The 21,713-nt window shown below is 66.9% G+C and carries 21 protein-coding genes; 11 read left to right on the top strand and 10 right to left on the bottom strand.

Annotated elements, in window-relative coordinates; all coding sequences use genetic code 11:
* Positions 1 to 30 precede the first annotated feature (30 nt).
* Positions 31 to 1,014, top strand: coding sequence for a LacI family DNA-binding transcriptional regulator (locus ACN0RC_RS03740; protein ID WP_417509622.1), 984 nt, complete (start codon positions 31 to 33; stop codon positions 1,012 to 1,014).
* Complete coding sequence (locus ACN0RC_RS03735) at positions 1,011 to 2,111, top strand: glycerate kinase (RefSeq protein WP_417508950.1); 1,101 nt, start codon at positions 1,011 to 1,013, stop codon at positions 2,109 to 2,111. Before ACN0RC_RS03740 ends, ACN0RC_RS03735 begins: the two co-directional genes overlap by 4 nt.
* Positions 2,112 to 2,196: 85 nt before the next feature.
* On the opposite strand, the gene pgm is transcribed toward ACN0RC_RS03735, so the two are convergent.
* Entirely contained in the window at positions 2,197 to 3,861 is a 1,665-nt protein-coding gene (pgm, locus tag ACN0RC_RS03730) for a phosphoglucomutase (alpha-D-glucose-1,6-bisphosphate-dependent) (RefSeq protein ID WP_417508948.1), read from the bottom strand.
* 74 nt (positions 3,862 to 3,935) lie between these two features.
* Between pgm and pheA the strand changes: the two genes are divergently transcribed.
* Positions 3,936 to 4,886: a prephenate dehydratase gene (pheA, locus tag ACN0RC_RS03725; protein WP_417508946.1), complete on the top strand. Its 951-nt coding sequence runs from the start codon at positions 3,936 to 3,938 to the stop codon at positions 4,884 to 4,886.
* 154 nt (positions 4,887 to 5,040) lie between these two features.
* On the opposite strand, the gene ACN0RC_RS03720 is transcribed toward pheA, so the two are convergent.
* On the bottom strand, positions 5,041 to 6,087 hold the full coding sequence (locus ACN0RC_RS03720) for an LLM class flavin-dependent oxidoreductase (protein WP_417508944.1): 1,047 nt from the start codon (positions 6,085 to 6,087) through the stop codon (positions 5,041 to 5,043).
* A 64-nt stretch (positions 6,088 to 6,151) separates the two neighbouring features.
* Here ACN0RC_RS03720 and ACN0RC_RS03715 point away from each other — a divergent pair, with 64 nt between their 5' ends.
* Positions 6,152 to 7,861 carry a cation:proton antiporter gene (locus ACN0RC_RS03715; protein WP_417508942.1) on the top strand — a complete coding sequence of 570 codons (1,710 nt, stop codon included), beginning with the start codon at positions 6,152 to 6,154 and terminating at the stop codon, positions 7,859 to 7,861.
* 3 nt (positions 7,862 to 7,864) lie between these two features.
* Here ACN0RC_RS03715 and ACN0RC_RS03710 read toward each other — a convergent pair whose 3' ends face one another.
* The 3 genes from ACN0RC_RS03710 to ACN0RC_RS03700 form a co-directional block, all read right to left on the bottom strand.
* Positions 7,865 to 8,215 (bottom strand): hypothetical protein, encoded by a 351-nt coding sequence (locus ACN0RC_RS03710; RefSeq protein ID WP_417508940.1) that lies wholly within the window; start codon positions 8,213 to 8,215, stop codon positions 7,865 to 7,867.
* Between the two features lie 81 nt (positions 8,216 to 8,296).
* Positions 8,297 to 9,730 carry a dicarboxylate/amino acid:cation symporter gene (locus tag ACN0RC_RS03705; RefSeq protein ID WP_417508938.1) on the bottom strand — a complete coding sequence of 478 codons (1,434 nt, stop codon included), beginning with the start codon at positions 9,728 to 9,730 and terminating at the stop codon, positions 8,297 to 8,299.
* A gap of 104 nt (positions 9,731 to 9,834) precedes the next feature.
* A complete protein-coding gene (locus ACN0RC_RS03700) occupies positions 9,835 to 9,957 on the bottom strand; it encodes a hypothetical protein (protein WP_417508936.1) in 123 nt (40 codons plus the stop codon).
* Between the two features lie 162 nt (positions 9,958 to 10,119).
* Between ACN0RC_RS03700 and ACN0RC_RS03695 the strand changes: the two genes are divergently transcribed.
* Both ACN0RC_RS03695 and ACN0RC_RS03690 read left to right on the top strand, forming a co-directional pair.
* Entirely contained in the window at positions 10,120 to 11,247 is a 1,128-nt protein-coding gene (locus ACN0RC_RS03695; RefSeq protein WP_417508935.1) for a hypothetical protein, read from the top strand.
* A gap of 27 nt (positions 11,248 to 11,274) precedes the next feature.
* Positions 11,275 to 11,661, top strand: a complete 387-nt coding sequence (locus ACN0RC_RS03690; protein WP_417508933.1) for an HNH endonuclease signature motif containing protein — start codon at positions 11,275 to 11,277, stop codon at positions 11,659 to 11,661.
* A gap of 14 nt (positions 11,662 to 11,675) precedes the next feature.
* Here ACN0RC_RS03690 and ACN0RC_RS03685 read toward each other — a convergent pair whose 3' ends face one another.
* The 3 genes from ACN0RC_RS03685 to ACN0RC_RS03675 are packed head-to-tail and all read right to left on the bottom strand — an operon-like array spanning position 11,676 to position 13,128.
* Complete coding sequence (locus tag ACN0RC_RS03685) at positions 11,676 to 11,927, bottom strand: helix-turn-helix domain-containing protein (protein WP_417508931.1); 252 nt, start codon at positions 11,925 to 11,927, stop codon at positions 11,676 to 11,678.
* Positions 11,924 to 12,523, bottom strand: coding sequence for a hypothetical protein (locus tag ACN0RC_RS03680; protein WP_417508929.1), 600 nt, complete (start codon positions 12,521 to 12,523; stop codon positions 11,924 to 11,926). The genes ACN0RC_RS03685 and ACN0RC_RS03680 overlap by 4 nt, the downstream gene beginning before the upstream one ends.
* Positions 12,523 to 13,128: a hypothetical protein gene (locus ACN0RC_RS03675; protein ID WP_417508927.1), complete on the bottom strand. Its 606-nt coding sequence runs from the start codon at positions 13,126 to 13,128 to the stop codon at positions 12,523 to 12,525. Before ACN0RC_RS03675 ends, ACN0RC_RS03680 begins: the two co-directional genes overlap by 1 nt.
* Positions 13,129 to 13,461: 333 nt before the next feature.
* Between ACN0RC_RS03675 and ACN0RC_RS03670 the strand changes: the two genes are divergently transcribed.
* From ACN0RC_RS03670 to ACN0RC_RS03655, 4 genes are all read left to right on the top strand, one after another.
* Positions 13,462 to 15,993 carry an ATP-dependent Clp protease ATP-binding subunit gene (locus tag ACN0RC_RS03670; RefSeq protein WP_417508925.1) on the top strand — a complete coding sequence of 844 codons (2,532 nt, stop codon included), beginning with the start codon at positions 13,462 to 13,464 and terminating at the stop codon, positions 15,991 to 15,993.
* Between the two features lie 96 nt (positions 15,994 to 16,089).
* Positions 16,090 to 16,587: an amino-acid N-acetyltransferase gene (locus ACN0RC_RS03665; RefSeq protein WP_417508923.1), complete on the top strand. Its 498-nt coding sequence runs from the start codon at positions 16,090 to 16,092 to the stop codon at positions 16,585 to 16,587.
* Positions 16,587 to 17,243: a hypothetical protein gene (locus ACN0RC_RS03660; RefSeq protein ID WP_417508921.1), complete on the top strand. Its 657-nt coding sequence runs from the start codon at positions 16,587 to 16,589 to the stop codon at positions 17,241 to 17,243. The genes ACN0RC_RS03665 and ACN0RC_RS03660 overlap by 1 nt, the downstream gene beginning before the upstream one ends.
* A gap of 68 nt (positions 17,244 to 17,311) precedes the next feature.
* Positions 17,312 to 17,728 carry a dehydrogenase gene (locus ACN0RC_RS03655; RefSeq protein ID WP_417508919.1) on the top strand — a complete coding sequence of 139 codons (417 nt, stop codon included), beginning with the start codon at positions 17,312 to 17,314 and terminating at the stop codon, positions 17,726 to 17,728.
* 71 nt (positions 17,729 to 17,799) lie between these two features.
* On the opposite strand, the gene radA is transcribed toward ACN0RC_RS03655, so the two are convergent.
* On the bottom strand, positions 17,800 to 19,188 hold the full coding sequence (gene radA, locus ACN0RC_RS03650; protein WP_417508917.1) for a DNA repair protein RadA: 1,389 nt from the start codon (positions 19,186 to 19,188) through the stop codon (positions 17,800 to 17,802).
* Between the two features lie 77 nt (positions 19,189 to 19,265).
* On the opposite strand from radA, the gene ACN0RC_RS03645 reads away from it, so the two are divergent.
* Positions 19,266 to 20,345: a cytochrome P450 gene (locus tag ACN0RC_RS03645; RefSeq protein WP_417508915.1), complete on the top strand. Its 1,080-nt coding sequence runs from the start codon at positions 19,266 to 19,268 to the stop codon at positions 20,343 to 20,345.
* On the opposite strand, the gene ACN0RC_RS03640 is transcribed toward ACN0RC_RS03645, so the two are convergent.
* Entirely contained in the window at positions 20,346 to 21,569 is a 1,224-nt protein-coding gene (locus tag ACN0RC_RS03640) for a nitrate/nitrite transporter (RefSeq protein WP_417508913.1), read from the bottom strand.
* Positions 21,570 to 21,713: the final 144 nt, after the last annotated feature.

Below are 21,713 nucleotides of genomic sequence, written 5' to 3'. Positions count from 1 at the left end.
CGCCGCAGTTCTGCGCCCGGGCGCGTGTCGATGGCGATGGTGGCCAGCCGGGCCGGGGTGTCAGGGCAGACCGTGTCGCGCGTCGTCAACGACAGCCCCCGCGTCGACCCCGCCACCCGGGCGCGAGTCGAGAAGGCGATGGCCGAGCTCGGCTACCGACCCCATCGCGCCGCGCGCGCGCTGCGCACAGGGCGCACTCACACGATCGGACTGGTCGTGACGACGCTCGCGACGGTCGGCAACTCCCGGATGCTGCAGGCTACCGCCGAAGCGGCCGAACGTCGTGGCTACGCGCTGCTGGTCGTGACCGCCGCGAGCAGCATCGCCGAGGCCTTCGACCGACTGCAGGATCAGGGCGTCGACGGCGCGATCGTTCTGAACGAGGCGTCGGCTCTCACCCGCTCGGCGGAGTCTCCGGCCGGGCTCCGGCTCGTGGTCGTCGACGGTGCATCAGACGGCTCAGCGTCTGCGTTCGTCAGCACGGTTTTTGTCAGCACGGTGAGCAGCGATCATGCCGGCGGTGCCACCGAAGCGACGCGTCATCTGCTGCAGGGAGAGCACGCCGCCGTGCACCACTTGGCGGGGCCAGCGGACTCCTTCGCCGCTGCCGAGCGTGAGCGCGGCTGGCGCGAGACGTTGCAGGATGCGGGCATCGATGCGCCACAGATCGTTCGCGGTGACTGGTCGGCGGAGTCGGGGTATGCCGCCGCGGCCGCTCTCGAGAGCGCGACTGCGGTGTTCTGCGCGAACGACCAGATGGCGCTCGGGCTCATGCGTGCTCTTGCCGAACGTGGCAGCCGCGTACCTGAAGATGTGAGCGTGATCGGGTTCGACGACGTTCCGGATGCCGCGAACTACCGCCCGCCCCTCACGACGATCCGGCAGGATTTTCCTGCGCTCGCCGAGGCCGCGGTGGCCGCGCTGATCGCGGATATCGAGCACGCAGAATCGACGCCCTCGATGCTGATCCCGACGCGCCTGGTAGAGCGCTCCAGCACGAAGATGAGCTCATGAGGGTCGTTCTCGCACCGGACAGTTTCAAGGGCACGATCACCGCTCTGGAGGCGGCATCCGCTCTGGCGGAGGGCTGGCGGCGAGTCGATTCGGATGCCGAATTCGTTCTGCGACCGATGGCCGATGGCGGCGAGGGCACCGTCGCGGCATTCGAGGCCGCGGTTGCGGGTGCCCAGCGCATGCCGGTGCGGGTTGATGGACCGTCAGGCCGCCCGATCGACACCAGCTGGCTGCTCCTGCCGGGCTCGGATGACGCGCCCGCGGGGACGGCCGTGATCGATATGGCCTCCACGTCGGGGATCGAGCTGCTGGACGAGCTGCGCCCATGGGATGCCGACTCCACGGGATTCGGGCAGGCTATCCGCGCGGCTCTCGACTACGGAGTCTCGCGTGTCGTGCTCGGCATCGGATCCAGCGCATCGACGGATGGCGGCACCGGGATGCTGCGCGCGCTCGGCGCACGATTCCTCGATGAGTCCGGCGCAGAGGTTCCGCTCGGTGCGCGCGGACTGTCCGGCATTGCACACGCCGACCTGAGCGGTCTGCGCGCGGCTCCCGAGGTGCACGTGCTCACCGACGTCACCAATCCGCTGACCGGTCCGCGCGGGGCGGCGGCCGTCTTCGGTCCGCAGAAGGGTCTCGCAGACGCTGGTGATATCGAACGAACGGATGCCGCACTCGCGCAGCTCGCTGGCCTGCTGGGCCTTGAGCGCACCAGGCCAGGCGCGGGAGCAGCCGGCGGGGTCGGCGGCGCACTCATCGTCTGGGGTGCCCACCTCGCGCCAGGGGCCGCGGAGGTCGCGCTCCTCATCGGGCTCGCTGACGCTATCGCGGGCAGCGATGTGGTCGTCACCGGTGAAGGCGCCTATGACGGACAGTCTGGTGATGGCAAGGTTCCGTCGTTCGTCGCGGGGCTCGCAGCGAGGGGCGGGGCGAAGCCGATGCTCGTCGCAGGACGCATCGATGAGGATGCCGACACGGGGCTTTTCGCGGCATCCGCTTCGCTGACTGATCTCGCGGGGTCTTCAGCATCCGCTCTTCAGGACCCGGCGCAGTGGCTGCGCGCGGCGGGCGAGGCGCTCGCTGCGAGCGTCTAAGCGCCTCGACCCGTGCCCAGGTCGCAAACTATGCCGTTCTCACGCGCGCAGAGCGGCACAATTCGCGACCTGAGTGGCGTGCGCCTCAGGCTCCCAGCGCGGCCGAAACCACAGCGCGGGCCTCGGCCTGCACCTCGGCGAGGTGCTCGGGGCCGCGCAGGCTCTCGGCATAGAGCTTGTAGACGTCCTCGGTTCCCGAAGGGCGCGCGGCGAACCACGCGTGCTCGGTCTGCACCTTCAGCCCGCCGATCGCCGCACCGTTCCCAGGAGCGTTCGACAGCTTGGCGGTGATCTCCTCGCCGGCAAGCGTGGTCGCGGTGACCGACTCAGGGGTGAGGCGAGCGAGCGTCGCCTTCTGCTCCGGCGTCGCCGGTGCGTCGACGCGCTGGTAAGCGGATGCTCCGAACGCGGCCTCGAGCTCCGCATAGCGCTCCGACGGGGACTTGCCCGTCACGGCGATGATCTCGGCGGCCAGCAGACACAGCAGGATGCCGTCCTTGTCGGTCGACCAGACGGATCCGTCGCGGCGCAGGAACGACGCTCCGGCCGACTCTTCGCCGCCGAAGGCCACCGATCCGTTGAGGAGCCCTGGGACGAACCACTTGAAGCCGACGGGAACTTCGAGCAGACGGCGGCCGAGCGATTCGGCGACGCGGTCGATGATCATCGATGAGACGAGGGTCTTGCCGATTGCGGCATCCCGCGGCCATTCCGCGCGGTGCGAGAACAGGTAGTCGATCGCGACGGCGAGGTAGTGGTTGGGGTTCATGAGTCCGGCATCCGGGGTGACGATGCCGTGGCGGTCGGCGTCGGCGTCGTTTCCGGTGAGGATGTCGAAATCTGCGCGACGCGCGACGAGCGAGGCCATCGCGCTCGGTGAGGACGGATCCATGCGGATCTTCTCGTCCCAATCCAGCGTCATGAAGCGCCAGGTCGGGTCGACCTCGGGGTTCACGACGGTGAGGTCGAGGCCGTGCATCTCTTTGATGAGGGCCCAGTAGTCGACGGATGCTCCGCCGAGAGGATCAGCGCCGATGCGCACACCAGCGTTCTTGATCGCGTCGAGGTCGATGATCGAAGGCAGGTCGCGCACGTACGCGTCGCGGAAGTCGTAGCTCGGGAGCGAGTCCCAATCGATGTCGGCGAAGCTCGTGGCCTGCACGCCTTCCATGCCCGCCTCGATCAGCGCGTTCGCGCGGTCTGCGATCCAGCTCGTGGCATCTGTGTCGGCGGGGCCGCCGTGCGGGGGGTTGTATTTGAAGCCGCCGTCGCGGGGAGGATTGTGCGAAGGGGTGACGACGATGCCGTCTGCTCGTTCGGCGGCATCCGAGGCTCCCGGTCCTTGAGCCTGTCGAAGGGCGCGGTTGTACGTGAGGATCGCGTGGCTGAGCGCCGGAGTCGGCACCCACGAGTCGCGGGAGTCGACACGGATGTCGACGCCGTTCGCGACGAGCACCTCGATCGCGCTGCGCTCGGCGGGGAGCGAGAGGGCGTGGGTGTCGCGACCGAGGAAGAGCGGGCCGGTGATGCCCTGCGTGCGGCGGTAGTCGACGATCGCCTGCGTGGTGGCGAGGATGTGGTTCTCGTTGAAGCTGCCGGTCAGCGACGAGCCGCGATGGCCGCTCGTGCCGAAGACCACGCGCTGTGCGGGGTCAGCAGGATCAGGGTGCCGATCGTAGTAGGCGGCGATGAGGGCGTCGACATCGATGAGGTCTTTTTCCTCCGCGGGGAGGCCGGCACGGCTGGTCATGCTTCCAGTGTGCCCCGATCCGGGCGCGCGCGCATCCTGAATGACAAGGCGGGTGCGGGGAGGACGGGGCTAAGGTGAAACGCGTGACTGAACGCCGTACTTACAGCTACCTGGGGCCAGCGGGCACCTTCACCGAAGCAGCGCTCGATCAGGTGGCCGAGGCTCGGGGGCACGATCGCCGTCCGGTGCACAACGTCGGCGAGGCGCTCGCGGATGTGCTCGAAGGGCGAAGCCACGCGGCGATGATCGCGATCGAGAACTCCATCGAGGGTGGCGTCTCCACGACTCAGGATGCTCTGGCGACTCTCCCGGGGCTCCGCATCGTCGGTGAATACCTGGTCAAGGTCAATTTCGTGCTCGTCGCCCCTCGTGGGACGAAGCTCGAGGATGTCTCTGCGATCGCCGCGCATCCCGTGGCCTATGCGCAGTGTCACGCCTGGCTCGGCGAGCATCTGCCTAACCACTCCCATGTTCCGGCGGCGAGCAACGTCGCATCCGCCATCAGCGTGCTCGAGGGGACCTCGCCCGCGCAGGCGGCGATCGCACCTCCCGGAATCGTGGCGCACTACGACGTCGACGTGCTCGCTTCCGAGATCGGCGATAACACGTCGGCCGTCACCCGATTCGTGCTGGTCACGCGGACGACCACCGCGCCGGATCCGACCGGGGCAGACAAGACTTCGCTCATCGTCGAACTCCCCAACGATCAGCCGGGAGCCCTGCTCGACATGCTCGAGCAGTTCTCGACCCGCGGCATCAACCTGTCGCTCATCGAGTCCCGCCCCATCGGAGATGCGCTCGGTCGCTACCGCTTCGTAATCGATGCGGACGGACACGTGCACGACGAGCGGATGGCCGATGCGCTGCTCGGCATCCGCCGCTTCAGCCCGCGCGTGGTCTACCTCGGGTCGTACCCGCGGGCCGATCGCCGGATCGTGCAGTACCCCGACCGCTACGCCGATGACGTGTTCGTCGAGGCGCGCGACTGGCTGCGCGCCCTCATTGCAGGCGAGCCCGAGGCCTGACTCCACTCGTTCGTTCGTCCTCGTTCGTCACGCGGTAGGGTGCGGCGCGCGTCGGCCGGTGCTTCGGTCGGTGCGCGTGGGATGGATTTCGGGTCTAAGACGGCGTGGGGGCCGCGAAAAGCATCCCGCGCGCGAGCGCGCGCACCCGCCGACGCTAAAGCGCGGCGGCGACGAGCTCGAGCGTCTGGGCTCGGCCGGCCGGAGCATCCATCGGCTCTGTCTCGTACGCGCCGGCGACGGGTGAGACCATGACCTCGTCGACGCCGAACTTCGTCGCGAACTCGCGCAGCTCGGTCGCGACCTGCGCGCCGGTGCCGACGAACCAGCGTGAGCGGGCGGCCTCGACGACCTGGTCGGTCGCGGGGTCGGATGCCGCGGCCAGCGCCTCATCGACCGTCTCGAGCGCGATCAGCGGCTTGTTCAACCGCAGCCGCGACATCATGCGCAGCTGCGGCAGCGCCCGCGCCTCGGCCTCTTCGGGGGTGGGGGCGGCGACGACGTTGACGGTGAGGAAGGTCCGAGGTGCCGGGTGCGCCTCGCTCGGCTGATAGTTCGTGCGGTACAGATCCAGCGCGCGCTCGAGCCCCTGGCCCGAGAAATGGTTGGCGAACACGTAGGGCAGGCCCTGGGATGCCGCGAGCTGAGCCGAGTAGTCGCTCGAACCCAGTAGCCAGACCTCCGGCGTGCTCGTCGCGGCCGGCGTCGAATGCACGATGTACTCGCCACCCGACGTGAAGCGCACCGTCGCACCCTCACCGCTGAGGAGCATCGTGATGTCCTGCACATGGCGGGGGAACTGCTCCACGTCACTGGTCGTTCCTGAGCCGCGAAGAAGCTGAGTGATGACCGGGTCGCTGCCGGGCGCCCGGCCGAGTCCGAGGTCGATGCGCCCAGGAGCGATGGCCTCGAGAGCCGCGAACTGCTCGGCGACGATGAGCGGCGCATGGTTGGGGAGCATGACACCACCGGAACCCAGACGCATGGTCTTGGTGCGCGCGGCGGCGGCCGCGATCAGCACGGGTGGGGTCGTGGATGCCACGGCCGGCATGTTGTGATGCTCGGCGAACCAGTACCGGTGATAGGCGAGCCGGTCGGCGGTCTCAGCCAGCGATAGCGAGGCGTTGATCGCCTCTGCGCTGGTCTGGCCGGTGCGCACCGGAACGAGGTCGAGCACGGACAGAGCGGGGGCTGAAGCAGTCATCACCTTGGTGCAACCGAACGGATACGGGCGTCATTCCCGGAAGGGCGCCGATAGTCTTTTCCGCATGGATGCCACCTTCTTCTACGTGCTGGTCGGAGCCGTCATCGTGGCGGCGATCGCGCGGTGGCGGGGATGGCCTGCGCCGTTGCTGGTCACGGTCGTGGCGCTCGCGGCATCCTTCATTCCGTTCATCCCCGATCTGGAGATCGACGGTCATCTGCTGCTGAGCGTCGTGCTTCCGCCGCTGCTGTACTCGGCGGCGCTGGACGTCTCGTTCGTGGGATTCAAGCGCAGCCTGCCGCAGATCCGCCGGCTCGGGATCTGGCTCGTACTGCTGACCACTGCCGTCGTCGGGGTGGTGGCGTGGCTGATCATGCCGTCGCTGACGTTGCCTGGGGCGCTGCTGCTGGGGGCGATCGTGGCGCCGCCGGATGCGGTGTCCGCTGCCGCGATCGGTCGGAAGCTCGGTCTTCCGAGGCGCATCATGACGGTGCTGTCGGGGGAGAGTCTCATCAACGATGCGACCTCGCTGACGCTGTACCGGGTGTTCGCGGCGATCATCGCAGGGGCTGCGCTGACCGTATGGGACGGCATCTGGCAGTTCGTGGTCGCGGTCGTGGTCGGGGTGTTCGTCGGCCTCGTGTTCGGTGTCGTGCTGCATCAGCTGCGTATGCGGGTGGCCGACCCGGTGGTGATCGGCACCTTCGGGCTGCTCGTGCCGTTCGGCGCCTACGCGATCGCCGAGCATCTCGGTGGATCTGGTGTGCTCGCGGTCGTGGCGATGGGACTGTACGTGGGGTTCAACGCTCCGCGCACCGATTACACGACCAGGCAGCAGGAGGCCCCGCTGTGGCTGTCGGCTGATCTGCTGCTGGAGAGCTTCGTCTTCGCCTATATCGGGTTGCAGTTCCCGCGAGTGCTGCGCGATCTCAGCTCGGAGTCGGTCGGCCAGTTCCTGCTGCTTGCCGGGGCCGTGCTGCTCGCCGTACTGCTGGTGCGTCCGCTCTACATCTATCCCGCGCACGCATGGGCGCGGTGGGCCGAGCGAAAGCGGCTTGCACGCTGGGAGCGGATGGTGGCTTCAGGACGCACGCAAGCGCGCCCGAGACCGGGACGCCCGGCGCTGACGGCGGAGCAGATGAAGAAGCGGCTGACCGAGCCCACGCTGGACTGGAAGGACAACGCGGTCATCTCGTGGGCGGGAATGCGCGGTGTGGTGACGCTGGCGACTGCGCTCGCGGCATCCGATCTTGCGGCGCTCGATGACAAGTCATCGCACGCGATCGTGGTCGTCGCCTTTATCGTGACGGTGGCGACGCTGCTGTTGCAGGGGCTGACGCTGCCGGTGCTGATCAAAAAGCTCAAGATCGAAGGCGACGTTGATCACGAAGAGGATGCCAGGGCGATGGCCGCGGTGCGCAAGCGCAGCCGCCAGGCGGGCAAGGCGTATCTTGCCGAGCAGCGCGAGAATTGGGCTGGTAAGTACGACGAACGTCAGCTGCAAGCGTTCGATGCTTTCGCCCAGCGGATGACGCGGGTCGAGACCGACACCGATCGCGCGCAGGACCTCGAGGAATCGATGCCCCAGCCGTCGTATGAGGATCTCGTCGCGCTGTCGAAGGGATGGCTGCACGTGCGTCGCGAGGTGCTTCTCGCCGAGCGCGATGACGACAATCTCGACGAGGAGCTGATGCGCGAGCTCATGACAGCGATCGACGCCGAAGAGCTCGCGCTCGACACGCGCGGTGCGATCTGGTCGCAGCCGCGCGCGTAGACGCTACTCGGCGCTGCAGGTCATGGCGGCCTCGGACATCGTCTGCGAGACGAGATCCTTGGCCTCTTCAGAGGTCTGCTCGTCCTTGCCATTGGCGAGGCTCTGAAGATCCTTGTCGGAGACCTTGGAATCGAGGAACTCCCCGGCCACGCAGTCGAGCTGGTCGGCGGTGAGGACATCGCCCTGCCCTGCGTCCTCGAGGATCGTGGCGATGCCGGAGCTGAGCTCGTCGGCCGTGGGTCGGGCGTCGCCTCCGGTGGCACCGACGCCGGAGCACGCGGCGAGGGAGATCGCTGCGGCGGCGATCGGGAGTGCGAGCAGGAGGCGGGTGCGGGTGCGCAGGGTTCCGGTCATGAGCACCAGCCTATGAGGCGCTGCCCGCAGGTACGGCAACGGGCGATGGGCAGTGATGCCCATCGCCCGTTATCGAGGGTGTCAGCGCGCGGCGACTGGTTCGGTCGCGGGGCCGGCGGGGCCGGCGGGGGCGGCATCCGCCTCATCGTCGTCTGAATCGTCCGCGAACGGCAGGCCTTCGCGAGGCGCGTTGTAGAGCTCCTCATCGAGGATGCCTTCGCGCTTGGCGACGATCGTCGGAACGAGTGCCTGGCCTGCGACGTTGACGGCGGTGCGTCCCATGTCGAGGATGGGGTCGATCGCGAGGAGCAGGCCGACGCCTTCGAGGGGCAGGCCCAGCGTCGAGAGGGTGAGGGTGAGCATGACGATCGCGCCGGTGGTGCCCGCGGTGGCGGCGGAGCCGACGACCGAGACCAGGACGATCAGCAGGTACTGCACGAAGTTCAGCTGGATGTCGAAGAACTGTGCGACGAAGATCGCGGCGATGGCGGGGTAGATCGCGGCGCAGCCGTCCATCTTCGTGGTGGCTCCGAAGGGAACCGCGAAGGAGGCGTAGGCGCGGGGCACGCCCAGGTTGCGCTCGGTGACGCGCTCGGTGAGGGGCAGGGTGCCGATCGATGAGCGGCTCACGAAGCCGAGCTGCACGGCGGGCCAGACACCGGTGAAGTACTGCTTGATCGACAGGCCGTGGGTCTTGACCAGGATCGGGTAGACGACGAAGATCACGAGGGCGAGGCCGATGTAGACGGCGCCGGCGAACCAGGCGAGGGATGCGAGTTTCTCCCAGCCGTACTTGATGACGGCTGATCCGATGAGGCCGAAGGTGCCGATCGGGGCGATGCGGATGATCCACCACAGCACGCGCTGGATGATCTTCAGCAGCGACTCGGTGAAGACGAGGAACGGCTCGGCCTTCTTGCCGGCCTTGAGGGCGGCGATGCCGACGACGGCGGCGACGACGATCACCTGCAGGATGTTGAAGTTCACCGAGGATGCCACAGCTCCTGCCTCAGCGTCGAAGGAGCTGCTCACTCCGAGGCCGAGGAAGTTCTGCGGGATGAGGCCGAGGAGGAAGTTCCACCACGTGCCGACCGTGTACGGCTCGCCGGGCTCGAGGCCGGCGCCTGCGCGGGATCCGGGCTGGATGACCAGGCCGAGGATGATGCCGATCGATACGGCGATGAACGCGGTGATCGCGAACCAGAGCAGCGTCTGACCTGCCAGGCGCGCGGCGTTCTGCACGCGGCGCAGGTTCGAGATGCTGGCCACGATCGCAGTGAAGATGAGCGGGACGACGGCCGCGCGCAGCAGCGTGACGTACGAGCTTCCGATCGTGTCGAGGGTGGCGGAGAGGCCGTTGGGGGTGTCGGCTGTCGCACCGAGCTGGCGTCCGATGAGGCCGGCGGCGATGCCGAGCACCAGGGCCGCGAGGATCTGGAAGCCGAATGATGTCAGCAGTTTGCGGACGGGGCCGCGGGTATCGGGTGCCTTTTGGGCGCGTGCAGTCGTGCTCATGGTTCTCCAGATCAGGCGCACTCCGGACGCGCGCCACGGATTTAAACGTTAGACGCGAAGATTCATTCCCACGCATGTTGTGACGTTGCGTGACGCGGAGCTTTTTACGAGGCGCGCCGCCGCGGCGCGGTGCCGCCGAACATCTCTGACGTGAGCCCATCGAGGAAGTCGCCGGGCTCGGTCTTCAGCGCCTCGGCGATGCGCACGAGCGTCTGGACGCTGAGCATCGCGCGGATGCTTCGCTCTCGTACACCGGAATCGAATCACACGAGGGGCTGCGACGCTACGGTCTGTACGACACCGTGGTTGCGGTGGAATGACGGCCGCGTAGTTATCCACAGATCCTAGAATCTTTGTCGCAATGTCGGTGGACTCTGAGAGTATGAAGTATGGCAACTTTCACCGACGTCGCGGCGCTGATCCCCACCCTGTGTGGGCAGCTCGCCGCGGGTGAAAGCGTCGCGGGCGCCCAAGCGTCGATGATGCAGATGCCCGATGCTGAGGTCGTCAGAGTGATGGCCGAGACGGCCGCACTGGCCCGCCAAGTTGAGCAGATTCAGGTTGCGGCGGCGGGAGTGATCGCCCTGCGCTCGAAGCGAGAGCACGGGCACTCCGGGCTCTCGGCATCGCGGGGGCACCGATCGGCGGCGGCACTGATCCAAGACCTCACCGGATCGACCAAGGCAGAAGCGAACCGCGTGGCTCGCGTGGGTGAGGCGCTGGTTGACGACGGCGCCGGATCATCCTCGGGTGATGGGCAGCTGCTCACCGAGAGTGGCGAGGCCGATACTCCTTCGCCGCCCGAGCCGTGGTTTCAGCCTCTTCGGAACGCACTGCGCGATGCGCGGGTGACATCGGCCCAGTTCGACGCGATCCAACGCGGACTCGGAGAGCCGCCCGAGATCGACACCAAGTTCGAGAATGACTCCGCGCTCGAGAATGGCGCCGAGCTGATGGATGCTGAGGCGATTGCGGCGGCACGCGAAAACGCGCGCGCGGCGTGGGCGCAGGCCGCCGAGCAGCTGGTCGACGCGTCGCGCGAGTGCACGGCTGAGGAGCTCTGGCATCAGGCGCGGAGCATCCGGGATCTGCTTGACCCAGAGGGAGCAGAGGCGCGGTTCGCAGCGAGATTCGAGAAGCGATCCTTCCGCACCTACCGCGATCAAGACGGCCAAAAGCGCGCGAACATGGTGCTCGACGACGAAGGCGACCTGTTCATCGAGACGATTCTGGCCGCGGCGATGCGTCCGCGGCGCGGAGGTCCGAGGTTCGTCGACTCCGACGAGCAGGAGCGGGCGAAGTCCCTCATCGACGACCCACGAACCAATGACCAGCTCGCCTATGACCTGATCCTCGATGTGATGCGCGCCGGCACACTCGCCGACGCGAAGAGCGTGTTCGGAACCCGGCAGGCCGGCGTGCGACTCGTGCAGGTTGTGGATGCTGACGGAACTGCGGCTCCAGTCGCGCACAGCGAAGATCACGTGATGTCGATGCCGGCGGCAGTTGCCGAGTAGCACATCTGCGACACAGGCGTCGTACCCGTGACGATCGATGAGTGCGGAAATCCGCTCGATGTGGGCCGAGAGCAACGGCTTTTCACTCCAAGACAGCGCATCGGGCTCGCGATCCGCGACGGCGGATGCCGATGGCAGGGTTGCGATCGGCCAGCCTCCTATTGTGAAGCCCATCACATCGATGAATGGAAAAAAGATCAAGGTCACACCGACATCGATCGCGGCATCCTGCTCTGCCGGTTTCACCACATGAATTTGCATAATCGCGAGTGGAAGATCACTCGGCGAGCGAAAGACGACTTCATCCTGCATGCCGCATCAGGGGAGAAGTGGGCGATGCGAACACGCACGGTGCTCAGCTACGCCTTCGCCGACATTGACCCGCCACCCAAGCGATTCCGCCCCACGGGGTGATTCAGCCGCACCCATTAGCGCGACCGTCCAGCAGGCGGAGCCAGCACCAACAGCTCACCCACCTCGCACTCGAGCACATCGCAGATCGCCCGCAGCGTCGAATAGCGAATAGCCCGCGCCCGATCGTTCTTCAGCACCGAAAGGTTCACGATCGACACCCCGACCCGCGCGCTCAACTCCGTGAGCGTCATCCCGCGCGCAGCCAACAGCTCATCGAGTCGACAGTGGATGCCGGTCTCTTCATCTTCCGGCGGCGGGGGAGTCACACCAACCCCTCCGCATCCCTCTGCAGCGAAGTCCCGCGACGGAACACGATCACCAGCACGCCCAACGCAATCGCGGCGACGAAGAGCGGCATGCCATCCATGAGCAGCATCCACTGCCCATCGAACTCGCCGCCCAGGGCCGCGAACACGCCATTCAGTCCCATGTTCTCGAACCACGCCCACGCCAGCCCCGCGGCCAGCAGCCCCATAGACATCGCGAACGTCAGCCGGGAGTTCACTCTGTCGAACACCGCACCTCGCATCAGCCGACGGCACAGCAGGACACCGAGCGCAGTGACACCGACCAGACACGCGGTTCGCAACACAATCGCGAGAACCAGGCACACCACGCTCACGACGTTCACATCCTCCACGGTCAGCGTTGCGGTGTCGACGGTCGCCGACGCACCCGCTCCGATCCCCACGACGAATTCCTGGGCAGGCACCCGTGTGGTCACCGTCACCGAACCGGCCGTCGCAAACAACTGCACGAGAGTGCGGATGCCGTCATACAGCAGCCAACCGATGACCAGACCGCCCACGATGATCGCCGTGTTCAGATCGTTCCGATCCGATTTCACCTGCTTCGTGTTCATCAGACCAATCCTTCCGTCTCGCGTTGCAGACGCTGACCGACCTCGAAAGCCGTCGCCACGAGGGCGAGAGCAATGCCCCACCCGACCGGCGCAAGGTCCGCCGAGACCAGGAACGTCCAGAACTGCGACGTGTCAACGCTCGTGGGCAACTGCTCCACCACCTCAGCGCGACCGAGCCCGCCGAGAAACGGACCGATCATCCCCGCCACAATCAGCGCGACCGCGGCCGTCGCCAAAGTCGGAACCATAGAGCGCCGAAACGCCCGCTGCCGGATCAGCGAGAACCCGAGCCACCACAGCGACGCGCACACGATCACCGTCGCCAGCGCAGGAAGCGCGGCCTCCCCGAACAAGAGCCAGCGAGCGCCGCCAGACAGCGCCTCAACAGAAACCACGGACTGCGTGTATTCGGCGGCGGTGATGCCCGCGGCATCCGACAGCCCGCCTATCGGCGCATCATGCACCGGCAGATCGACCGCGACCGGCGACCCGAAGATCTCGACCCCAGCGCCGATCGCCCCCACGATCGCCGCGATCCCGATGCTCACCGCACTGGTCGCCACCAGTCCTAACGCCACCGCCTCAGCCATAGACGGTCGGCCCATTCGTAAAGCCATCATGCCCTCCGTATCGAATATCGTTGTTATCGATGTTCGTTAACATAACGACTCTCGATAAGACGTGTCAACGTCCCTTCGACAGGCTCAGGGATCGGGTGGGTGCGGGCCCAGGGATCGGGTGGGTGCGGGCTCAGGGATCGGGTGGGTGCGGGCTCAGGGACCGGGCGGGTGCGGGCCCAGGGATCGAAACCGACGGAGGCTATATGCCGACGGCGAACACGGCCTTGCCCGGCGCGACAGGTCGTTACTCTCGATGTACAGGCGCAGAGAACCGTATTCGGCGTCAGCGCTTCGCCCCGTGCGATAAGGAGTCACAGCATGTTCGAGAGATTCACCGACCGAGCCCGTCGTGTGGTCGTCCTCGCCCAAGAAGAGGCGAAGATGCTCAACCACAACTACATCGGCACAGAGCACATCCTGCTCGGCCTCATTCACGAGGGCGAAGGCGTCGCAGCCAAGGCCCTCGAGAGTCTCGGCATCTCCCTCGACGCCGTGCGCGAGCAGGTGCAGGACATCATCGGCCAGGGCCAGCAGCAGCCCACCGGTCACATCCCCTTCACTCCGCGCGCCAAGAAGGTTCTCGAGCTGAGCCTGCGCGAAGCGCTCCAGCTCGGCCACAACTACATCGGCACCGAGCACATCCTGCTCGGCCTCATTCGTGAGGGCGAGGGTGTTGCAGCCCAGGTGCTCGTCAAGCTCGGCGCCGACCTCAACAAGGTCCGCCAGCAGGTCATCCAGTTGCTCTCGGGCGCACCGGGCCGCGAGCCCGCCGCCGTCGGCGCACAGACCAACGACGGACCCCAGGCCGCCCAGGGCGGATCCGCGGTCCTCGACCAGTTCGGCCGCAACCTCACCCAGGCCGCGCGCGACAACAAGCTCGACCCGGTCATCGGACGCGAGAAGGAAGCCGAGCGGGTCATGCAGATCCTCTCGCGCCGCTCCAAGAACAACCCCGTTCTGATCGGTGAGCCCGGCGTCGGCAAGACCGCCGTCGTCGAGGGCCTCGCCCAGGCGATCGTCAAGGGTGAAGTGCCCGAGACGCTCAAGGACAAGCAGCTCTACTCGCTCGACCTCGGCTCGCTCATCGCCGGATCCCGCTACCGCGGTGACTTCGAAGAGCGCCTGAAGAAGGTCACGAAGGAGATCCGCACGCGCGGCGACATCATCGTCTTCATCGACGAGATCCACACTCTCGTCGGTGCGGGCGCTGCCGAGGGCGCGATCGACGCGGCCAGCATCCTCAAGCCCCTTCTCGCGCGAGGTGAGCTGCAGACGATCGGTGCGACCACGCTCGACGAGTACCGCAAGCACTTCGAGAAGGATGCCGCTCTCGAGCGCCGCTTCCAGCCGGTGCAGGTCAACGAGCCGAGCCTTCCGCACGCGATCAACATCCTCAAGGGACTGCGCGACCGCTACGAAGCGCACCACAAGGTGCAGATCACGGACGGCGCCATCGTCGCGGCGGCGAACCTCGCCGACCGCTACGTCTCCGACCGCTTCCTGCCGGACAAGGCCATCGACCTGATCGATGAGGCCGGGGCCCGTCTGCGTCTCAGCATCCTCTCCAGCCCTCCCGAGCTGCGCGAGTTCGACGACAAGATCGCCGCCGTTCGCGAGCAGAAGGAAGCAGCCTCCGAGGAGCAGGACTTCGAGAAGGCCGCATCCCTCCGCGATGAGGAGAAGAGCCTCCTCGCTGAGCGTCTGCGCCTCGAGAAGCAGTGGCGCTCGGGTGACGTCGCGACCGCCGCAGTGGTCGACGAGGGTCTGATCGCCGAGGTTCTCGCGCAGGCCACCGGCATCCCGGTGTTCAAGCTCACCGAAGAGGAGTCCAGCCGACTCGTCTTCATGGAGAAGGCACTGCACCAGCGCGTCGTCGGCCAGGAAGAGGCGATCGCTGCCCTTTCCCGCACGATCCGTCGCCAGCGCGCAGGCCTCAAGGACCCGAAGCGCCCCTCGGGCTCGTTCATCTTCGCCGGCCCCACCGGTGTCGGAAAGACCGAACTCGCCAAGGCTCTCGCCGAGTTCCTCTTCGACGACGAGAACGCACTGATCTCGCTCGACATGAGCGAGTTCGGCGAGAAGCACACCGTCTCACGTCTGTTCGGTGCCCCTCCCGGATTCGTCGGATTCGAAGAGGGCGGCCAGCTCACCGAGAAGGTGCGCCGCAAGCCGTTCAGCGTTGTGCTCTTCGACGAGATCGAGAAGGCGCACCCCGACATCTTCAACTCGCTGCTGCAGATCCTCGAAGAGGGTCGCCTCACCGACGGTCAGGGTCGAGTCGTCGACTTCAAGAACACGGTCATCATCATGACGACCAACCTCGGCTCGTCCGCGATCGCTGGTGGCCCGGTCGGCTTCCAGATCGAGGGCAACGCGCAGACCAGCTACGAGCGGATGAAGGGCAAGGTCGACGAAGAGCTCAAGCGCCACTTCAAGCCCGAGTTCCTCAACCGCGTCGACGACGTCATCGTCTTCCCGCAGCTGTCGAAGACCGAGCTCGTGCAGATCGTGGATCTGTTCGTGAAGCGTCTCGCCGAGCGTCTGCTCGACCGCGACATGACCGTCGAACTGTCGCAGGCGGCCAAGGAGCGTCTCATCGAGATCGGCTTCGACCCGGCGCTCGGCGCCCGCCCGCTGCGTCGTGCGATGCAGCGTGAGATCGAAGATCACCTGTCCGAGAAGATCCTGCACGGAGAGCTGAACCCCGGCGACCACGTGAAGGTCGATGCCGAGGACTGCAAGTTCCTCTTCGAGACCGCTCCGCGCGGCGAGAAGGTCTCCGTCGGAATCAACACCACCGGCGGCGCGATCTCTGCGACTCCCGACCTCGCTGCGGCCTCGGGCGAGTAGTCCCCACGAACGAAAGGCGGATGCTTCGGCATCCGCCTTTCGTCGTTTTCGGGCGCGTGCCAGGGAAAGCACGACGACCGGTTCTAGGGTGGAGAGGTGAGCTATACCGTCCGCCCGGCACGCAGCGCCGACATCCTCGGCATCCACCATCTGTTGGAGCCGCTGGTGGAGCGACGCATTCTGCTCGGCAAGGACCTCGCCGTCCTCTACGGCGCCGTGCAGGAGTTCGTGGTCGCCGAGCGCGACGGGCAACTCATCGGATGCGGTGCACTGCACGTGATGTGGGAGGACCTCGGCGAGATCCGCACGCTCATCGTGCGCGACGACTGGCTGCGCCACGGCGTGGGGCAAGAGATCGTCGCCATGCTCGAACAGCGGGCACTCGAGCTCGGGCTCTCGCGACTGTTCTGCCTCACGTTCGAGACCGAGTTCTTCACTCGCCGCGGCTTCGCCCCGATCGGCGAGCAGGTCGTTGACCCCGACGTGTACTCGCAGCTGCTGCGCAGCCCGGATGAGGGCGTCGCGGAGTTCCTTGATCTCGCACACGTCAAACCCAATACGCTCGGCAACACCCGGATGCTGAAGAGCCTGTGATGCATGCAGTCAGCCCCGCGGTCTACCGACGCCGACGACTGGTGTTCTTCACGGCGCTGATCCTCGTGATCGCGGCGATCGGCGTGGGCATCTGGCTCGCCATCGCGCAGCCGTGGGCAGCTCAGCCGACACCTGCTCCTACGAGCACGGCTTCCACCACGCCCACCGCTTCCGCTACGACCGCGCCGCCGGAGAGCCCCGCGCCCGACAGCAGCCCCGCTCCCGATCAGAGCGAGAATCCGGTTGCGGCGCCGTGCCGCGGAACAGACCTCACAATCGAGGCTGTCACCGACGCGGACTCGTACCCGGCGGGCGCGCTTCCTGCACTGTCGATCTCGCTCACGAACGAGGGCGCATCCGCCTGCACCCTCGACGTCGGTTCGGCGACCCAGGCGTTCACCGTCACCAGCGGCGAAGACGTGTGGTGGCGCTCCACCGACTGCCAGGAGAACCCGAGCGGCATGGTGGTGACCCTGGAAGCCGGACAGAACGTGACCAGCGCGGAACCCGTGACCTGGGACCGCACGCGTTCTGACGTCTCTACCTGTGCGGACGAGAACCGAGCCCATGCTCCGTCGGGCGGCGCGTCGTACCACGTGGGAGTTTCGATCGGCGGGTTCGACTCCTTGGACACGAAACAGATACTTCTGTACTGACCTCGCCCGCGGGCTGACCTGGCCGGCGTACTGACCTGGCCCGTGAGCGCCCACTTATGCTTGAAGCCATGGCAGGAAAGAAGTCGAAGTCCGCAGGCAGAAGCAAACCGGCACCCGAGGAGTTCCGTGCTGAGGCCCTCGCCCACGCGCTGGAGAAGCAGGATGTCGCGGCTGTCGCGCTCGCACTCCGCCACGGGAACACCGTTGTGCCGCTCCTGCGCGCTGGTGCCCGTGACAATCCGCTCGACGGCGGCGAGGTCTGGACCTACCGCGACCCGAACACGGGCGATGTCGCACTGCTGCTGTTCAGCGACGCGAAGAACAAGCCCGAGAATCTGCCTCCCGGCGTGGGGATCTACTCACCGGACTGGCTGAAGCAGTTCCTCACCACGCACCAGCAGACCATCACGACGGTGTTCCTCGATATCGCGGGCCCACACCCGATGCAGGCAACGCCCGATGAACTGCTCAAGGCGCTCGCCTGAGCACGCGCCAGACCTGAGCACGCACGCGCCTGCGCGCGCCAGACCTGAGCACACGCACCGGACGTCACCGATCAGAACGGCGGAACGTCGTCGATCTTCGGCTGAGGCTTCTTCGCAGGATGCACCGACCTGCTGCGGGAGCGCACATCGTCGAGCGCGGCGCTGAGCCGTTCCGAGCGGTCATCGATCACCTGCTGATAGCCCAGACGCGCAGCCTCTGAACGACGCTGCGCGGCCTGAGTCACTGCACGCACCTCGCCGGCCAGACTCAGTTCGCCGACCGCAGCGATCGTGCGCGGCACCGAGAAGTTACGAATCGATGCCGCCACAGCGATCGCGATGGCGAGATCTGCCGCAGGCTCGGTGAACCGCACTCCGCCGACCGTAGAGACGTAGATATCGAGCTTTCCCGTTTCGTAGCCCGCGCGTCGCTCGAGCACAGCGAGCACCATCGCCACCCGCGCGGAATCAAGACCAGACACCACCCGCCGCGGATTCGGCGCGGTCGTGGCGACCGTGAGCGCCTGCACCTCGACAGGCATGGCGCGTCGGCCCTCCATCGCGATCGCGACGCAGGTTCCCGGCTCGGTCGAGCCGTGCCCGAGGAACAGTCCTGAAGGGTCGGGGACTTCGGCGATTCCGTCGCCGGTCATCTCGAAGCATCCGACCTCGTCAGTGGGTCCGAAGCGGTTCTTCAGCGCGCGGATGAACCGCAGCGCGGTCTGGCGGTCGCCCTCGAAATGGCAGACGACATCGACGAGATGTTCGAGGATGCGGGGGCCGGCGACCTGACCGTCTTTGGTGACGTGCCCGACGATGATGATCGGCAGGCTGCGCTCTTTCGCCACCCGGATGAGGGTGGCGGCCACTTCGCGCACCTGGCTCGGCTGGCCGGCCGCGCCGTCGGAGAGCGAGGATGCCACGGTCTGCACGGAGTCGACGATCACGAGCTGGGGCCCTACCTCATCGATGTGCCCGAGGATCGTGGCGAGATCAGTCTCGCTCGCCAGATACAGCTCGTCGTGCAGCGCCCCGGTGCGCTCGGCCCGAAGCCGCACCTGCGCCTGCGACTCTTCGGCGCTCGCGTACAGCACGCGCCGACCACCGCGCGCGGCTTGGGCGGCCACCTCGAGCAGCAGGGTCGACTTACCGACACCAGGCTCGCCGCTGAGCAGAATCGCAGCCCCCGGCACGATGCCGCCGCCGAGAACGCGATCGAACTCGGCAACGCCGCTCGAGCGCCGGGGCGTCTCGGCGGTGGAGATCTGCGTGATCGGTCGCGCCGCACGATCGGCACCCGGCGCGAGCGGGCTCACCTGCCGGATGATGCCGGTCTTCGCGGCTTGCTCCTGCACCGTGCCCCACTGCTGGCACTCACCGCAGCGGCCGACCCACTTCGAGGTCGTCCACCCGCACTCGGTGCAGACGAAAGCGGGGGGAGCGGGACGACGTGTTGCCATGCTGCAAGGCTAACTGTGGCATCCGACATCGAGATCCACCCGGATACCCTGGGACCACGCATTCCGAAGGGCGACCCATGACAGATCCGGTACGACTCGTCACGCACGCTGACGTGATCTCGGCAGCGCAGGATGCTGGGACTTTCTCCAGCCGCACATCCCGCCACCTGCACGTGCCCAACGGCATGGACGGCGAAGAGCACCGCGCGTTCCGCGCCATCGTCGATCGGCAGATGACCCGCGCGATCGTCGACGCGATGCAGCCGATGCTCGACGCCACCGCTACGGAGGTCGTCGACGCGATGCACCGCGGCGCAGCCTGCGACGCGGTGATCGAACTCGGCGAGGTGTTCGCGGTGCGCGCGCAGTGCCGCTGGCTGGGCTGGCCGGAAGAGCTCGAGACACAGCTGCGCGAGTGGATGGCAGAGAACTACGCCGCCGCGCGTGAGCGTGACCCAGAGCGCAATGCCGCCGTAGCCGCGGAATTCGATGAGATCGTCACCCGGCAGATCGACGCGCACCGCGCGGCACGCGATGCCGGTGAGACATCGGACGATGCCACAGACCGACTCCTCGAGGAGCAGGTCGATGGCCGTGCGCTCACCCAGGACGAGCTCGTATCCATCCTGCGCAACTGGACCGCGGGAGACCTGGGATCCCTCGCGCGCTGTATCGGCGTCGTCGTGCATCGCCTCGCCCAGCGGCCCAGATGGCAGCATCGCATGCGCACGCTCGCCGCCGAGATCTCAGACGCCGCGGCTCCGCAGCGCGCCGAGTTCGACGCGATCCTCGGCGAATGTCTGCGCCTCGATGACCCCTTCGTCGCGAACAAGCGCGTCACGACCTGCCCGGTGACCATGCCCTCCGGCATGGCCATCGACGAGGGGGAGCCGGTGCTGCTGGACTGGGTGGCGGCCAACAGAGACCCAGGAGTCTTCACCGATCGCTTCGACCCGCACGAGAACGGTCCGCACAACATCGTCTTCGGCATCGGCCCGCACGTGTGTCCGGGGCGAGACCTGTCGTACGCCGAGCTGCGCGCCGTCATCGGTGCGCTGCTGCGGGGCACCTCGAAGATCGCTCTGGCGTCCGATCCGGCGACCCGTCACGAACCGCCCATCGGCGGATGGGCGCGCGTGCCGATCGTGCTCAGCTGATCACTTCTTCCTGCCGACGTCGCGGAGCATCCCCGCGACGACCAGCGCGAAGGCTCCGACGAGCACCAGCAGCCACAGGCCCAGCTGGTACGAGTTGGTGTCGGCGTGATAGGTCGCACCCATCACCAGCGGCGGGAAGAAGCCGCCGAGGCCGCCAGCCGCGGCGACCACACCGCTGACGGCGCCCACCTTCTCCGGCGGTGTCGACGGGCCGATCCAGGCGAAGACCGCACCCATGCCGAGACCCATCGCTGCGGCCATCAGGATGAAGGTCACCCCGGTGACGATGCCCTCCGGCGGCTGCTGCCCGACCACATACGCGAGCGAGACGATGCCGCCCAGCGAGATCAGGGCGATGATCTTCGGCCCGAACCGGTCGGCGAGCACACCACCGATCGGCCGCGCGACGACCGCGGCGATCGCGAACAGTGCGGTGCGCGTGCCGGCCCCGACCGCGTCAACGTCGCCAGGGTAGATCGTGGTGAGGTACTTCGGCAGGAACGTGGAGAACGCCACGAAACCGCCGAACACGATGCCGTACAGGAACGCCATCTCCCACGTCACCGGCAGCTTCAGCGTGTCGAGCACTTTCGGGATCAGCTTCTCGCGGTTCGGCTTCCACACCGGCGAGTCGCGCAGGAAGAACCAGCTCACCAGCGCCATGACCACAAGAAGTCCGGCGATCAGCAGATGCGTGGGGAGGTATCCGATGCCATCAGCCAGTCGAGGCGTCATAAAGGCCGACACGGCCGTGCCGATCATGCCCATGCCGAAGATGCCGTTAGCAAGACCCCGATGTGCCGGCGGATACCAGGCGCTCGCGAAGGGAACGCCGACCGCGAAGATCGTGCCGGCGACCCCCAGATAGAACCCGGAGATCAGCAGCAGCGGAAAGCTGTTGATCATGCCCGAAAGCGCCACCAGCAGCACAGCCGGCACCGAGATCAGCAGCACGGCGGTGAACATCTTGCGTCCGCCGAATCGATCCGTCATCGCACCCACGAGGATGCGGCCGAGCGCCCCGACGAGCACTGGCGTGGCGAGCATCAGCGAGATCTGGCCCTCATCGAGCCCCATCTGGGTGGCGTAGGTCTTCTGCAGCGGCGCGATCGCCATCCAGGCCCAGAAACCCGCGGTCGAGGCGAGAGTGGCCAGCAGCACTTGGGCGAGTCCACCTCTGAGCTCTGTGGTCGGCCTGGCGGAGGCGGTGGTCTGAGCGCTCATCTGGCATCCCTTCGATACCGGTGACACTGGTCGATACCGGCGACAGTATCCTGTCGCGCGGCGGGTGACCAGAGACGGCGCCGGGAAAAAGATGCGCGGCCGTGAATAAAAACGGCTCCCCCTTGTTCCGCGACGGGCGTCACG

It is taken from the genome of Microbacterium sp. (genome assembly GCF_048259935.1).
Classification (GTDB): Bacteria; Actinomycetota; Actinomycetes; order Actinomycetales; family Microbacteriaceae; genus Microbacterium.
This window is presented reverse-complemented; position numbering and strand designations above follow the sequence as displayed.

What these genes read in the sequence shown, in the direction of transcription:
- ACN0RC_RS03740 (WP_417509622.1), top strand. Translation starts at nt 31, where the DNA reads ATGGCGATGGTGGCCAGCCGGGCCGGGGTGTCAGGGCAGACCGTGTCG.
- ACN0RC_RS03735 (WP_417508950.1), top strand. Translation starts at nt 1,011, where the DNA reads ATGAGGGTCGTTCTCGCACCGGACAGTTTCAAGGGCACGATCACCGCT.
- pgm (WP_417508948.1), bottom strand. Translation starts at nt 3,861, where the DNA reads ATGACCAGCCGTGCCGGCCTCCCCGCGGAGGAAAAAGACCTCATCGAT.
- ACN0RC_RS03720 (WP_417508944.1), bottom strand. Translation starts at nt 6,087, where the DNA reads ATGACTGCTTCAGCCCCCGCTCTGTCCGTGCTCGACCTCGTTCCGGTG.
- ACN0RC_RS03715 (WP_417508942.1), top strand. Translation starts at nt 6,152, where the DNA reads ATGGATGCCACCTTCTTCTACGTGCTGGTCGGAGCCGTCATCGTGGCG.
- ACN0RC_RS03710 (WP_417508940.1), bottom strand. Translation starts at nt 8,215, where the DNA reads ATGACCGGAACCCTGCGCACCCGCACCCGCCTCCTGCTCGCACTCCCG.
- ACN0RC_RS03705 (WP_417508938.1), bottom strand. Translation starts at nt 9,730, where the DNA reads ATGAGCACGACTGCACGCGCCCAAAAGGCACCCGATACCCGCGGCCCC.
- ACN0RC_RS03700 (WP_417508936.1), bottom strand. Translation starts at nt 9,957, where the DNA reads ATGCTCAGCGTCCAGACGCTCGTGCGCATCGCCGAGGCGCTGAAGACC.
- ACN0RC_RS03695 (WP_417508935.1), top strand. Translation starts at nt 10,120, where the DNA reads ATGGCAACTTTCACCGACGTCGCGGCGCTGATCCCCACCCTGTGTGGG.
- ACN0RC_RS03680 (WP_417508929.1), bottom strand. Translation starts at nt 12,523, where the DNA reads ATGAACACGAAGCAGGTGAAATCGGATCGGAACGATCTGAACACGGCG.
- ACN0RC_RS03675 (WP_417508927.1), bottom strand. Translation starts at nt 13,128, where the DNA reads ATGGGCCGACCGTCTATGGCTGAGGCGGTGGCGTTAGGACTGGTGGCG.
- ACN0RC_RS03670 (WP_417508925.1), top strand. Translation starts at nt 13,462, where the DNA reads ATGTTCGAGAGATTCACCGACCGAGCCCGTCGTGTGGTCGTCCTCGCC.
- ACN0RC_RS03660 (WP_417508921.1), top strand. Translation starts at nt 16,587, where the DNA reads ATGCATGCAGTCAGCCCCGCGGTCTACCGACGCCGACGACTGGTGTTC.
- ACN0RC_RS03655 (WP_417508919.1), top strand. Translation starts at nt 17,312, where the DNA reads ATGGCAGGAAAGAAGTCGAAGTCCGCAGGCAGAAGCAAACCGGCACCC.
- radA (WP_417508917.1), bottom strand. Translation starts at nt 19,188, where the DNA reads ATGGCAACACGTCGTCCCGCTCCCCCCGCTTTCGTCTGCACCGAGTGC.
- ACN0RC_RS03645 (WP_417508915.1), top strand. Translation starts at nt 19,266, where the DNA reads ATGACAGATCCGGTACGACTCGTCACGCACGCTGACGTGATCTCGGCA.
- ACN0RC_RS03640 (WP_417508913.1), bottom strand. Translation starts at nt 21,569, where the DNA reads ATGAGCGCTCAGACCACCGCCTCCGCCAGGCCGACCACAGAGCTCAGA.